We start from the raw sequence: 12,999 nt of genomic DNA, 5'->3' as shown, positions 1-12,999 counted from the left end.
CTGGCAACGTGCTCGGTGGCTCGGCGTTCAGCCCCAGCGTCGTGCTCGGCGTTCAGGCCCAGAGGTCCGTCCATTCGAAGCCGAGTCGCTTGACCAGGGCTCGCAGCGTGGACAGTGACAAGCCGACGACCGTGCTCGGATCCCCGTCGACCCGGGTGATGAACGGTCCGCCGAGACTGTCGATCGTGAACGCTCCCGCCACCTTCAGCGGCTCGCCGGTCGCGATGTAGGCATCGATCTCCGCATCGTCGATGTCGTCGGCGAACGTGACCGACGCCGTCGACACGGCGCCTTCCGCTCGCCTGACCCGTCCGCCCGTGTGGTCGATCAGCCAGTGGCCGGAGTGCAGCACGCCGGTGCGTCCGCGCTGCGCGTGCCAGCGCGCTCGGGCGACGGATGCCTCGTGCGGCTTGCCGTAGATCACCCCGTCTACCTCGAACGCGGAGTCTCCGCCCAGGATGAGACCGTCGATGGGGGAGCCGTCCACAGCAGCACCCACGACCGCTTCCGCCTTGGCCCTGGCGAGGAGCTGGACCATGTCGGACGCACCAAGCGGCGCACCTCTCACGTCTTCAGCTTGGGCGACGGTCGCCGGTTCGTCGACCCCGGGCGAGATCGTCAGCGGCTCCACACCTGCCGAGCGCAGCAGGGCCAGTCGGGCGGGTGAGGTGGAGGCGAGGTAGAGGCGCACCCGTCCCATTGTGCCCGGCTCGACGCGCGGAATCCTGGCGTAGGCCTCAGCTCACGCAGGGGATGGAGGACGACGACATGACACCTCCGGTCCCGAACGTGTTCGAGGGCGTCGATCCGGACCCGGAGGACCTCGATCCCGAGGACCCGTCCGACCCCGACGAACCAGAGCCGGAGGAGCCGGAGCCCGACCCCGTCGATGCGGAAGGACGTGCGGTCGCGGCGGACGAGGCATCCGATGCCGCGATCAGCTGCGCCGTCGTGGCGCGCACCTGGTCGAGGTCGACGAGGTTGACGTCCTGGCCGTCCTCGTAGCCGAAGGACGAGATCGGCAGCGTCTCGAAGCTCACGCCGCCGCCTCCGAATCGTTTGGCATCGGAGGCGAGGCTGAGCAGATCGAGATTCGAGTCGACGGCGATGTCGTTCTTGACCGTTCCGAGCATCTTCTCCATCACGGTGAAGTCGTCGAAGAGGTTCTGGTGCTGCAGCTTGTTGGCGAGCGAGATGATGAACGCCTGCTGGCGCCGCTCCCGGTCGAGGTCCGTGAGGTTGACGTCGGAGGTCGTGGTGTCGCGTCGTTGGCGTACGAAGGCCACGGCCTGGGCTGCGTTGATCTCCTGGAGCCCCTTGGCGAAGTCTGCACCGGAGTAGCTGTCGGCCGTTGCGGCGTTCAGGCACACCTGGATCGGCTGCACCGCCTCTGCCAACTGGTAGAACGCGCCCATCGTCACCTCGACGAAGTGGTCGATCTTCACGTTCAGGAACTGCGAGACCGTGTTCACCTCCTCGACGCGAGCCGCCGAACGCGCCTGCTGGTAGGCGTCAGGATGAGAGAGGTTCGGCTGCGTGTTGACGAGGTGCGTGAGCGTCGCGTCGAGCTGATAGCCGTATGCCTGCTTGATCTTGCCCATCGAGACGCCGTCCGGCGAACCGGGCAGGCTCACCCAGTCGTCGCGTGGAATCGAGATGCCGACCGGATGCCCGCCGCCGGCGGGGACGTGCAGCAGCATGAGCACATTGGAGTTGTATCCGCCGTCATCCGACGTTCCGGCGTGCAGGGCGTTGTAGACGTCCGCCGGCAGCGGGTCGCCGTTCTCGTCGAGCCTGCTGTCGAGCCCCATCACCAGGATGTTGGTCTCCGCCGTGTTCTGCACGGGGCCCAGGCTCGTGCGGTGGATGCCGGATGACAGCTGCTGATACTGCGTGAAGACCATGACGCCCGCGGCGACCACCACCAGGACCACGGCGACGGCGATGCCTGCGATGATGCGTCGGCGCCGGAACTTGCGCTTGCGAGCGGTTGCGGGATCCGGCGGAGCGGCTGGAGGCGTCGCCGATGCGCGTCCGCGCTTCGGCTCCCGATACGGCTCCAGGAGCTCGTACGGATCGGAGGAACGCTGAGCCGTCGATGGTGTGCGCGACGACGGTCGGGCGGTCGAGCTGGATCGTGCGGAATCGCGTTGCGTCCCGAGCTGTCGCGCGGCTTCCGGTTTCGCGGCACCTTGTCGCTCATGCGGCGTGGGCGTTGACGCATCGTCGCCCGCGTTCTGCCGCTCCCCGGCCCGATTGATCCGGGCGATCTTCGTGGGATCGAGCGGCTTGCCGTTCTTGTAGTAGGTCACGCGGTCCTCTCGTACCGGTCGTGCGCATCGCAGAAGAAGCGCATCGCAGAAAGAGAAGGTACGGAGGGCGCCTGGGCGCCCGGTGAGCACTCGGTCGGCAATCGGTGAACGGACTCGCAGGAGGGGCGAGCGAGCGGATGTCCCGCACGGCACAGACGCGCCGCCGCTCCCCGGCAACTCCCGACGGGGGTGTGGGAGCATCGATGGATGCCTCGCCCCGCCCGCCGCCGCCCCGCATCCAGCGCCTCAGCCGACAGATCGGGGACGCGCACACGCCCGAATCGCCCGCGGAACGCCGCTCCGGCGGTGGTCGCGGATCCGGTCGATCTCGAGCTTGAGATCACCGGTGTCGCTCACGGCGGCGTCTTCGTCGCACGGCACGAGGGCAGGGTCGTCTTCGTCAGCGACACGCTGCCAGGCGAACGCGTGGTGGCGCGTGTATCGGACACTCGGCATGATCGCTTCTGGCGTGCGGAGACGGTACGCGTGCTCGAGCCATCCGAACATCGGCGCGAGCATGTCTGGTCGGCGGCATCGGTCGATCGGGATCCGGCAGACCGAGCAGGGGGAGCCGAGTTCGGCCACATCGAGCTGCCGTTCCAGCGCGAGCTCAAGCACCGCGTCATCGTGGACGCGTTCAGCCGTATGGCCGGCGTCGACGAGGCTCCGATCGTGGAGCCGGCGCCCGGCGACGCCGAGCGGGACGGCTTGCACTGGCGGAGTCGCGTGAAGCTGCAGATCGACGACGCAGGCAACGTCGGTCCCTATGCCGCTCGGTCGCACCGTGTCGTACCTGTCACGGATCTGCCGCTGGCCATCGACGCCGTCGAGCGCGCGGCGCCGCTCGGGGAGACCCAGTCCAGGGCGGGTTCGATCGATGTGACGGTCACCAGCGAGGGTTTCGTCTCGGTGATCAGACGGGATGCCACCGGATCAACGCACCAGCCTCCGCGGGTCATTCACGAGCGTGTCGGCGACCGCCGTTTCGCTCTGGCCGCGACGGGATTCTGGCAGGTGCACCGCAAGGCGCCCGAGGTGTTGACCGCGGCCGTGCACGATGCCGTCGACGACTCGCTCTTCGACCCGCGTGCCTACAACCTCGACCTCTACGGGGGCGTCGGCCTTCTGGCGGCAGCCATCGGAGACCGCTTCGGGCCGACGACCAGGATCACGAGCGTGGAATCGGACGAGCACACCACAGACCACGCCGCCGCCAACCTCGCCGACTGGCTCGGCGCGCAGACGGTGACCGCTCGTGTCGAGACCTTCCTGCGTGAACTCAGCACGCGTTCGACTGCCGGCGAGCGTGCGCGACTGGCCGCGGGAACCGTCGTGCTCGACCCGCCGCGCAGCGGCGCCGGACGCGAGGTGATCCAGACCCTGGCCGAACTCCGCCCGGCGCAACTCGTGTACGTCGCCTGCGATCCCGTCGCCTTCGCGCGCGACCTGAAGTGGCTTCGCGAGCGCGGGTACGTCCTGCGTCAGTCCCGCGCCTTCGACCTGTTCCCGCACACTCACCACGTGGAGGTCGTGGCCTCGCTCACGCGCGCCGACTGACCAGGCAAAGCCTGCTCCGTCTACCGCGGTACGCCCGGCGGGGACGGGCGTACCAATAAGCTGAGTCCATGGTGCGGGTGGGGATCGTCGACGACCACGAGTCCGTGCGCCTCGGACTGCGAGCCGCATGTCACGACGCGGGCTACGACGTGGTCGCCACGGGTGCCGCCGTGAGCGCGATGCTCGAAGAGCTCCCCGACACCGGATGCGACGTGGTGGTGCTCGACCTGTCGCTCGGCGACGGATCCAGCATCACCGAGAACGTGAAGCGCGTCCAGGCCACCGGCGCCGGAGTGCTGGTGCACAGCATCGCGGATCAGGTCGCCAGCGTTCGGGAGGCGCTTGCGGCGGGCGCGGCAGGGGTCATCCCGAAGTCGGCGCCGACCACGACACTCATCGCCGCCATCAAGTCGGTGGCGGCCGGCGAGGTGCTGAACAACCTCGAGTGGGCGAGCGCCATCGACGCGGACAGCGAGTTCGCCAAGGCCCAGCTCGGCCGGCGCGAGCGTGACGTGCTGCACCTCTACGCATCCGGACTGCCGCTGAAGGCCGTCGCCGAGCAGCTCGGAGTCGCCCACTCCACTGCTCGTGAATACCTCGACCGCGTGCGCACGAAGTACGTCGAGGTCGGGCGTCCGGCGCCGACGAAGGTGGACCTGCTGCGGCGGGCGGTGGAGGACGGCATCCTGCCGGGCCTCGCACCCGACGGGCCGGTCATTCCCGGCGCTTCGGATGGCAAGCGCTGACCCGTCGGCCCCGGCCATCCCTTCGGCGGCGACGGCGAGCCCGCTGACCAGAGCCCGGGTCGAACGGCTCGGAGCGCGCGCCGTCGCCGGCTTCAGCTGGGTGTTCGGCGTGCAGGTCATTCCGGCCATCATCACCCAGTCGGCACACCTCGATCCCGTTTACACGACGGTGGTGGCCTGTGTGCTCTTCATCTCGCTCGCGTGGCTCGGAGTCGCCTCGATCGCCGGCCGAACGGTACGAGCCGCAGCCCTCGTCTTCTGTTTCGCCTACGTCGTCGCACTCGCCTTGTGGGAGTGCGGCATCACCGACCCTGACTACTTCGTCGGAACCCGCCCTTGGCTGTGGAATCTGCTGACCGTGGCCACAGCCTGTGCTGCGGTCGCGATGTCGTTCGTCTGGGCGGCGATCTACACGATCCTCGCGCCGGTTCTCTACGGTTTCGTGCTCTCGTTCACCGCCGGCCCGGATGCGATCGAGACCGCCGTGCTCGACTCGCTGTACGCCGTCATCTTCGCGACACTGCTGCTGGCGATCATGACGATGCTGAGACAAGCCGCAAGCAGGGTGGACGCGAGCCAGACGGCCGCCCTCGAGCGTTACGAGGTGGCGGTGCGGGCTCACGCCCTGGCCGCGGAGCGCGTCGAGGTGGATGCCATCGTGCACGACAGCGTGCTCACCACGCTGCTCTCCGCCGCACATGCCTACACTCCCGAGGCGATGACCATCTCCTCGTCGATGGCGGAGGATGCGCTGGGCCACCTCGACACGTCGGCCCCGCTGGCGCGTCCCGGCCGGGCGCTCGACGCCATCCCGATCAGCAGGTTGCGGGATCGGATCATCTCCGCAGCCCGCTCGTTCACCGTGCCGTTCTCGATCGTTCCCCGCATCCGCACCGATGCCCTCATCCCGGTCAGCGTGGCGGAGGCGCTGTACTCGGCGACCGTCCAGGCGATGGTGAACAGTGCCCAGCACGCGGGCGGGGTGCTCGTGCGGCGCAGTCTCCAGGTTGAGCCGACCGAAGTCGGCGGTGTCCTCGTGGTGGTCACCGATGACGGAACGGGATTCGACATCGGGCTGATCCCCCCGGAGCGGCTCGGTCTCGAGGTGTCGATCCGCGAGCGCGTCGCACTTGCCGGGGGCGAGGCATCCATCGATTCCGCGCCGGGCAGGGGCACGACGGTGCGGCTGCGGTGGTGGCCGTCGAAGGAGGATGTCGGATGATCACCGTTTCCCGCGGCATCCTTGTGGTCCTCGCCGCCGTGTTCTCCGTCTATCACGTGGTGCTCGCGATCACCTCGATGGCGGCATACCACCATCCCGCCCCGGTCATCGTGGCGATCTCGCTCTACGTCGCCGCCACAGCGCTCTCGCTCGCGGACACGCGCCGCGTCGTCCTCGCTGTGTGGATCGCAGCGTTCGATCTCGCCGTGTCGCTGGCCGTGCCGGTTCTCGTCGCGAGCCAGCTCGACCAGTCGCGCGAGAACGGATATGCCACGTGGTACGTGGCGGCGATCGGCACGCTGATGACCATCGTGATCGTGCGTCGTCGCAGCCTGTTCGCCTGGCTCGGCATCGCGTTCCTTGTGGCACACACCGTCGCGTTCGCCGGCATCGTCGCGCTCGGCGGATACGGCGTGATCGGGAGCGTCGTGTGGGTGGCCGCCGCGGCGGTCGTGACGCGCGCGCTGGGCTCGATGGCGCGGGATGCTTCGCGGTTCTCCCGCGCGGAACGCCAGGTCGTCGAATGGCACGCCGAGCAGGAGGCGCACGTGATCGAGCGACAGCGCCGCCTCGACGAGACCTATCGACGTGCCGCTCCGCTTCTCATCCGTATCGCGGAGAGCGGCGGGATGCTCACCGACGAGGAACGAGCTGAATGCCTCCTCCTCGAGGCGGGCATGAGGGACGAGATCCGTGGACGCGCCCTGCTCGACGACAGCGTTCGGGAGCGGATTCTCGCCGCGCGGCGGCGCGGAGCATCCGTGGTGCTGCTCGACGACGGTGGCCTCGACGGAATGGACGACGCGGATCTCGGACGCATCCATGCACGACTCGCCGCGGCGCTCGAGCACTCGGAAGCGGACAAGTACATCGTGCGCACCGTGGAGAGCGGATCCTCTGTCGCCGTCACCGTCGTCGGCCTCCGATCAGGAGCGCACGTTCCGACGGATGCCGACGGCTCCGTCGGACCCCGCGACGCCGTCGACGCGGCCGCGGCCGAGTCCGAGGGGGCCGACGACGAGGTGGAGCTCTGGCTGGAGATCCCGCGGCATCCGTCCATCCCGGCAGCCAACCCCCAGTGAGGCTTCTGCTCACGGATCGAGACACGTCTGGAGGGCGCGTCTCGATGACGGAAACTGCTCATGACGGGTGGCGATGGCCACATTCTGTGAGGGAGTCGGATTCTGCCAGGACGGGGAGTTACCGACCTGGTCGATAAGCCGATATGCCGCCGATAAGCACCACTTTTAGTTCCATCACACCGAACTGCTGTCCCGAATGATCGCTTCGAGGTGTCGGTAGCGACGATTCGGGACAGCAGTTTCGAGACGCAGGGGCTGCACCGGGCACGGGACCCATCCACACGTTCTGGCCGATAAGCCGAGGCCTCTGGAACCGACAACTCTGGACAGGACGAACATGACACGCCCAAACCCATCCACACGTTCTGGCCGATAAGCCGCCGATAAGCCCGGCCCGGGCAGTGCGACAAATGCATCGGAGGGTGCCGGTCCGATGACCGACGCCCTCCGGAAGCCCCGAGTCGGGGCGACAACCCGAATATCGCCCCGACTCGCCCCCAAAACACTCGCCCGCTTACCCTAGTCGGCGAATGAATGGCGGTGAATCTCAGATGAGAGACACCTAGCAACATCAATAATGATGGGGTTCACGCAAGAGGGAAAGTCGTCATTTAGGGGGACAATCGGGGGACAGTTTTCTGGCGTATTCGCGGGCGACGTGTCCTCCGAATCCCAAATCGGGGTACAAATCGGGGCTCAAACGCAAGGGGCGTCAGCGCCAGGCATTCCAGGCGCCGTCGCCTCGCAGCAAGGGCGCGCGCAGGTTCCGCTGATCGCGTTGCCAGGCCGTTGTCGCGGCATCCGCTGAGGGTTCGTCGTGGGCGGCCTGCTCACGCAGCGTCGCCGTCAGCACGGCCGTCACTGCCGCGATCTCCGTCTCGGTCAGTCCGCCGGTGCGGAACACGATCTGCGAGGCGTCCACCTCGGTGTGCGTGCTGTGCCTCGCCATGGCTGTTCCTCTCAGTCCCGGACCGTCACAGCGGGATGTTGCCGTGCTTCTTCGGCGGCTGCGTCGCCCGCTTCGAGCGCAGCGCGCGCAGCGCCTTGGTCACGGACACGCGGGTCGCCGCCGGCTCGATGACTCCGTCGAGCTCGCCGCGTTCGGCGGCCAGGAACGGGGATGCGACGTTGTACGTGTACTCGTTCGCCAGCTTCGTGCGCACGGCAGCGACGTCCTCGCCGGCCTCCTCTGCGCGCTTGATCTCGCCGCGGTACAGGATGTTCACCGCGCCCTGACCGCCCATGACCGCGATCTCCGCGGTCGGCCAGGCGAGGTTGATGTCGGCTCCGAGCTGCTTGGATCCCATCACGATGTATGCGCCACCGTAGGCCTTGCGCGTGATGACAGTGACCAGCGGGACGGTGGCCTCCGCGTAGGCGTACAGCAGCTTCGCGCCGCGTCGGATGACACCTGTCCACTCCTGGTCGGTGCCGGGAAGGTAGCCGGGAACGTCGACGAGCGTGAGGATCGGGATCGAGAACGAATCGCAGAAGCGCACGAACCGTGCGGCTTTCTCGCCGGCATCGATGTTCAGCGTTCCTGCCATGGCGTTCGGCTGGTTCGCGATGATGCCGACGGAGCGGCCCTCCACGCGAGCGAATCCGATCACGATGTTCGGGGCGAACAGCGGCTGCACCTCGAGGAAGTCGGCGTCGTCGACGATGTGTTCGATAATCGTCGTCACGTCGTACGGCTGGTTTGGGGAGTCGGGGATGACCTCGTTGAGCCGGCGGTCGGCATCCGTGATCTCGAGCTCAGCCTCCGCCTCGTAGACGGGGGCGTCGGTCATGTTGTTGTCGGGCAGGAAGCTGAGCAGCCCTCGGGCGTAGTCGAGGGCATCCTGCTCGTCGGATGCGAGGTAATGGCTCACACCGGAGACCTTGTTGTGCGTCAGCGCGCCGCCGAGCTCCTCGAAGCCGACGTCTTCGCCGGTGACGGTCTTGATGACATCCGGGCCGGTGACGAACATGTGGCTCGACTTGTCGACCATGATCACGAAGTCGGTGAGCGCGGGGGAGTACACGGCGCCGCCGGCTGCTGGCCCCATCACGATGGAGATCTGCGGGATGACGCCGGATGCCTGGGTGTTGCGCCGGAAGATCTCGCCGTACTTGCCCAGGGCGACGACGCCCTCCTGGATGCGCGCCCCACCGGAGTCGAGGATCCCGATCATCGGCACGCCCGTCTTCAGCGCATGGTCCATGACCTTGATGATCTTCTCGCCGGCGACCTCGCCGAGCGAGCCGCCGAAGATGGTGAAGTCCTGGCTGAACACAGCCACGTTCCGGCCATGGATGGTGCCCAGCCCCGTGACGACCGCGTCGCCATACGGACGCTTGTTCTCCATGCCGAACGCGTGAGTGCGGTGGCGAACGAACTCGTCGAGCTCCACGAACGAGCCCGGATCGAGCAGCAGCTCGATGCGCTCGCGCGCCGTCAGCTTGCCCTTGGCGTGCTGCTTCTCGATGGCGGCCAGCCCGCTGGCGGTCACGGCCTCGTGGTACCGGACCTTGAGGTCCGCGATCTTGCCGGCGGTGGACGTATCGGGCGCGGCGTCGCTCAGCGCCTCGGCGGCACCGGCGGCGTCGGGGGTGGAGATGTCGGTCACCTGTTCACTGTACTTGGTGGGGGTTGGCGGGACCGGTTGGGGGAATGGCACAAAAGATGGATGGTAAACGGCGCGGTATCAACCGAAGGTCCGGGTCAACGGACGCTACCCTGCTGGCAGCGTTTGAGCGCCCGTCCACGCTGAGCCTGTCCAGTAAGCACCCCAGATTCCGTTGTCGCCGCCTTGCCAATATGCGGACGTCGCACCTTTTGTGTCGACCGTTGCTGCGATCGCGGTGCCTGGGCCGACTGCGGCGCCTATTCCGTAGAACGGACGCCACCGCGATCCGTCCCAGATCGTCTGATACAGATTCCCGTCCAGACCGCGCCAGAAGACGTATTGAACAGCAGCGGCGGACACTGCCACGCCCACCTCGGATTGGACGCCACCACTGATTCCCGTGGTGACAATTCGGTGCTCGCCGGTCCAATAGCTACCTGTCCAGTTGGCTTCCCAGAGGTTGCTGTCACCGCCTCGCCAGAACACGTAGGTCCATCCGGCCGCGTCCACTCCAGAGGATAATGCGGCCGCCGGTCCGACGTATGCACCGAGGCCAATCCACCCGGACCACGTTCCATCGTTGCGGATGGCTTGGAAGAGGTGATCGTTCTGACCGCGCCAGAAGACGTAGGCTGTTCCGTCGGATGCGAGTGCAACAGACGGGCCTCCCGGCGTGGCGTTGGCACCCGCCGATGGGATCTCAGTGACGGCACTCCAATTGACGCCATCCGAGCTTGTGGTGGTCCAGATCCCGGCATCACCGCCTCGCCAGACGACGATCATCTGCCCCGCACCGGTGATCGAAGCGCTGAGTCCACTGCCGGGTCCGATCCACAGCCCTGTATCGGTCGAAACGGACCAAGTGGTACCCGTTCTCGTCTTTATCCACAGGTCGCCGTTGTTGCTCTTCCAGAACAGGTAGAGCTTTCCCCCCGACGTCTCCGCCAACGCCACGTTTCTGCCCAACGATGGTGCGACGGCCGGCTGGACCGTCTTCACGTTATTCGTCGAGGCGAATCGTTGGAGGTCGAGCAGCGAACCGTTGAACACATCTTGGTCACCCGGGAATGTCCCGGAGTCGGCCCACTGCCAGAAGGTGTACTGGTACCAACTCGCAGGGAGCGTTCCGGGACCACCGGCGACGTTCGATGTATAGCGCGCGATGAACAGAGGGTTGTTCACGAAGATCGAGCTGTTGCCGGTGCACTGGGTCCACCAATCGGTCGTGCTGTAAATCGCGGGGAGCCGACCCGTCAGAGCTTGCACGGTGTTCGAGAAGTCGGTGATCCAAGACACCATTTGCGCTTGGCTGAGTCCGTAACAGGTGGTGCCGTACGGGTTGTATTCGATGTCAAGGAGCGGCGGTAGCGTGACGCCATCTGCTGACCAACCGCCGCCGTGTGCAACAAAGTAGTTCGCTTGTGCATTGCCCGATGAGGTGTCTGGCGTCGCGAAGTGATAAGCACCCCGGATCAGGCCGGCAGCTGCGGAATCGTTGTATTGCTCCGAAAACTGGCTACTCGTGTAGTCGGTGCTTTCGGTTGCTTTCACATAGGCGAATCGCGCGCCGTTGTTCCAGATCGTGGTCCAGTCGCTCCTGGTGAGTGTCTGCCAGCCGCTGACGTCGAGTCCCTGCGTGCCCGTTGGCGCCGTCGCCATGACGGACACGGCCGGCCCGATCGTTGCCGTGTTCCGTGCCAGCGCTCCCGGCGTCGACGTGGCCGCAGGCGGAGTGACGGGCGCGGATTGGGCGCTCTTGGTGACGGCTGTCGCATGTAATGGCACCGTCGAGCCCATCGTGTGGTTATGGGTTGCATTCATCTCGGCCAGGCTCGGATCCCTGTCCGCACCAGTCGACGGCAGCGTTGTAGACCCCGGTATGGTCGTCGGTGTCGTCGGTGTCGTCGGTGTCGCAGTCGGAGTATCCGTCGCTGCGGGAGTCAAGGGTGTCTCGGCGGAAGCCGGCATCGAAGTGCCCCCCAACCACCATGACGCGGTCACGATGCAGCAGAGACCGATGGAAAGCAGAACGTGGACATTGCCGTGCTGGCGCATCGCTCATCCCCCGGGTCGCGAAGCAGATCGTTTCGAGCGTAGCCAGACACGTGTGGATTGTCGGGCCATCGGCCCGCTTGTCCAGAATGGGCTCATGTACCTGCCACTCACCGCCCTCGTGTCGGCTCGCGTCGAATGGCGAGAACGATCCACCTCCACCAACGACGACCTGGCCGAAGCGGTTCGCCTCGGACCAGACGACGAATGGCCGGAGTTCAGCGTTCTTGCGACGGATGTGCAGACGGCGGGACGTGGTCGCCTCGGCCGGAGCTGGAGCGCGCCGCCGGGGACGATGCTGGCTACCTCCGTGCTGCTGCGCCCCGAGGCCGCGGGGTTGGTCGCATCAGAGAGTCTTGGCTGGCTTCCACTGCTAGCGGGCTTGTCGATGACCCGCGCGTTGCGAGCATCCGGCGTCGAAGCAGAGTTGAAATGGCCGAACGACATCCTGATCGGCGCACGCAAGGTATGCGGGATCCTGGCCGAAGTCCTCCCTAATCGTGCAGTCATCATCGGGGCAGGCGTGAATCTCTCCATGACGGAGGCCGAGTTGCCGGTTCCGACCGCGACCTCGATGTTCATAGAAGGCGGAGAGACGTCTCCGGATCTCGTACTCTCCAGGTATCTGGCCGTATTGAAGGGCACGTTCTCCCCGTTCGCAGGGGCGGGCGGCGATGCCGACGCGAGCGGAATTCGAGACGCGGTGCGGGCGGCCTGCACGACTCTCGGCCAGCGTGTGCGGGTACAACTCCCCGGAGCCGCAGATCTGGTGGGAGTCGCCGTCGACATCGACGGGACCGGTCGTCTGCTCATCGATGCCGATGGGCGGCGCACGGCGGTCTCCGCGGGAGATGTGACACACCTGCGGTATTAATGGCCCTATGGCACTGACCGACGGGTTCACCGCGCCACCCGCCGAACGGGTGGTGGCGCGGCTCCGTCAACACGCCCGCCGATTGTTTTGGCCATCCTTGGCACTGGTTGTGATCTGTGGGACGGCGGCGTATTTCGCGTCCGCGTTCGGCGGGTGGATCGCACTCGCCATCTGGTGCGGCGCTGCCCTTCTCTCCGTCCTCGTATTCCTTCTCCCTTTGGGAAAATGGCTGACGACGAGATACACGATCACCACTCGGCGAGTGATCGTGCGACGAGGCCTCTTCTCACGTGAGCGGCGCGAAATGTTGCACAGTCGTGGCTACACGGTCACGCTTCGGAGCTCGTGGTTGCAGGCTCTGTTCCGGAGCGGCACGATCACCATCGAAGTGCCGGAGCAGCCGACCCTCGCCCGGCTGCACGATGTACCGCACGCCAAGATCGTGTCCGAAGCTCTGCACGACCTGATGGAGAACAGCCAGCGGATGTACCCGTCGCCGTGGTCGACTGGCCCGATCTACGCGTCGACGGAACAGACGAACTGAC

The 12,999-nt window shown here is 66.6% G+C and carries 11 protein-coding genes; 6 read left to right on the top strand and 5 right to left on the bottom strand.

The features are described from left to right. Positions 1-52 precede the first annotated feature (52 nt). A complete protein-coding gene (locus ACX9R5_RS15970) occupies positions 53-700 on the bottom strand; it encodes a Maf family protein (protein WP_459410030.1) in 648 nt (215 codons plus the stop codon). A gap of 37 nt (positions 701-737) precedes the next feature. Further along, positions 738-2,312: an LCP family protein gene (locus ACX9R5_RS15965; protein ID WP_459410029.1), complete on the bottom strand. Its 1,575-nt coding sequence runs from the start codon at positions 2,310-2,312 to the stop codon at positions 738-740. A 306-nt stretch (positions 2,313-2,618) separates the two neighbouring features. Between ACX9R5_RS15965 and ACX9R5_RS15960 the strand changes: the two genes are divergently transcribed. From ACX9R5_RS15960 to ACX9R5_RS15945, 4 genes are all read left to right on the top strand, one after another. Then, entirely contained in the window at positions 2,619-3,869 is a 1,251-nt protein-coding gene (locus ACX9R5_RS15960) for a class I SAM-dependent RNA methyltransferase (RefSeq protein ID WP_459410028.1), read from the top strand. Between the two features lie 68 nt (positions 3,870-3,937). Next, positions 3,938-4,615 carry a response regulator transcription factor gene (locus tag ACX9R5_RS15955; protein ID WP_459410027.1) on the top strand — a complete coding sequence of 226 codons (678 nt, stop codon included), beginning with the start codon at positions 3,938-3,940 and terminating at the stop codon, positions 4,613-4,615. Continuing rightward, positions 4,602-5,837, top strand: coding sequence for a sensor histidine kinase (locus ACX9R5_RS15950; protein ID WP_459410026.1), 1,236 nt, complete (start codon positions 4,602-4,604; stop codon positions 5,835-5,837). Before ACX9R5_RS15955 ends, ACX9R5_RS15950 begins: the two co-directional genes overlap by 14 nt. Continuing rightward, positions 5,834-6,919, top strand: a complete 1,086-nt coding sequence (locus ACX9R5_RS15945; protein ID WP_459410025.1) for a hypothetical protein — start codon at positions 5,834-5,836, stop codon at positions 6,917-6,919. The genes ACX9R5_RS15950 and ACX9R5_RS15945 overlap by 4 nt, the downstream gene beginning before the upstream one ends. Positions 6,920-7,631: 712 nt before the next feature. Here ACX9R5_RS15945 and ACX9R5_RS15940 read toward each other — a convergent pair. The 3 genes from ACX9R5_RS15940 to ACX9R5_RS15930 form a co-directional block, all read right to left on the bottom strand. After that, positions 7,632-7,868 (bottom strand): acyl-CoA carboxylase subunit epsilon, encoded by a 237-nt coding sequence (locus ACX9R5_RS15940; RefSeq protein ID WP_459410024.1) that lies wholly within the window; start codon positions 7,866-7,868, stop codon positions 7,632-7,634. 25 nt (positions 7,869-7,893) lie between these two features. Continuing rightward, positions 7,894-9,519, bottom strand: a complete 1,626-nt coding sequence (locus ACX9R5_RS15935) for an acyl-CoA carboxylase subunit beta (protein WP_459410108.1) — start codon at positions 9,517-9,519, stop codon at positions 7,894-7,896. A gap of 114 nt (positions 9,520-9,633) precedes the next feature. Beyond that, complete coding sequence (locus tag ACX9R5_RS15930) at positions 9,634-11,349, bottom strand: GH25 family lysozyme (RefSeq protein ID WP_459410023.1); 1,716 nt, start codon at positions 11,347-11,349, stop codon at positions 9,634-9,636. A gap of 328 nt (positions 11,350-11,677) precedes the next feature. Between ACX9R5_RS15930 and ACX9R5_RS15925 the strand changes: the two genes are divergently transcribed. Further along, entirely contained in the window at positions 11,678-12,454 is a 777-nt protein-coding gene (locus ACX9R5_RS15925) for a biotin--[acetyl-CoA-carboxylase] ligase (protein WP_459410022.1), read from the top strand. A gap of 7 nt (positions 12,455-12,461) precedes the next feature. Beyond that, positions 12,462-12,998, top strand: coding sequence for a PH domain-containing protein (locus tag ACX9R5_RS15920; RefSeq protein WP_459410021.1), 537 nt, complete (start codon positions 12,462-12,464; stop codon positions 12,996-12,998). Position 12,999: the final 1 nt, after the last annotated feature.

This window comes from Rathayibacter sp. CAU 1779, assembly GCF_054551755.1.
This window is presented reverse-complemented; position numbering and strand designations above follow the sequence as displayed.

What these genes read in the sequence shown, in the direction of transcription:
- ACX9R5_RS15970 (WP_459410030.1), bottom strand. Translation starts at nt 700, where the DNA reads ATGGGACGGGTGCGCCTCTACCTCGCCTCCACCTCACCCGCCCGACTG.
- ACX9R5_RS15955 (WP_459410027.1), top strand. Translation starts at nt 3,938, where the DNA reads ATGGTGCGGGTGGGGATCGTCGACGACCACGAGTCCGTGCGCCTCGGA.
- ACX9R5_RS15950 (WP_459410026.1), top strand. Translation starts at nt 4,602, where the DNA reads ATGGCAAGCGCTGACCCGTCGGCCCCGGCCATCCCTTCGGCGGCGACG.
- ACX9R5_RS15945 (WP_459410025.1), top strand. Translation starts at nt 5,834, where the DNA reads ATGATCACCGTTTCCCGCGGCATCCTTGTGGTCCTCGCCGCCGTGTTC.
- ACX9R5_RS15940 (WP_459410024.1), bottom strand. Translation starts at nt 7,868, where the DNA reads ATGGCGAGGCACAGCACGCACACCGAGGTGGACGCCTCGCAGATCGTG.
- ACX9R5_RS15930 (WP_459410023.1), bottom strand. Translation starts at nt 11,349, where the DNA reads ATGAATGCAACCCATAACCACACGATGGGCTCGACGGTGCCATTACAT.
- ACX9R5_RS15925 (WP_459410022.1), top strand. Translation starts at nt 11,678, where the DNA reads ATGTACCTGCCACTCACCGCCCTCGTGTCGGCTCGCGTCGAATGGCGA.
- ACX9R5_RS15920 (WP_459410021.1), top strand. Translation starts at nt 12,462, where the DNA reads ATGGCACTGACCGACGGGTTCACCGCGCCACCCGCCGAACGGGTGGTG.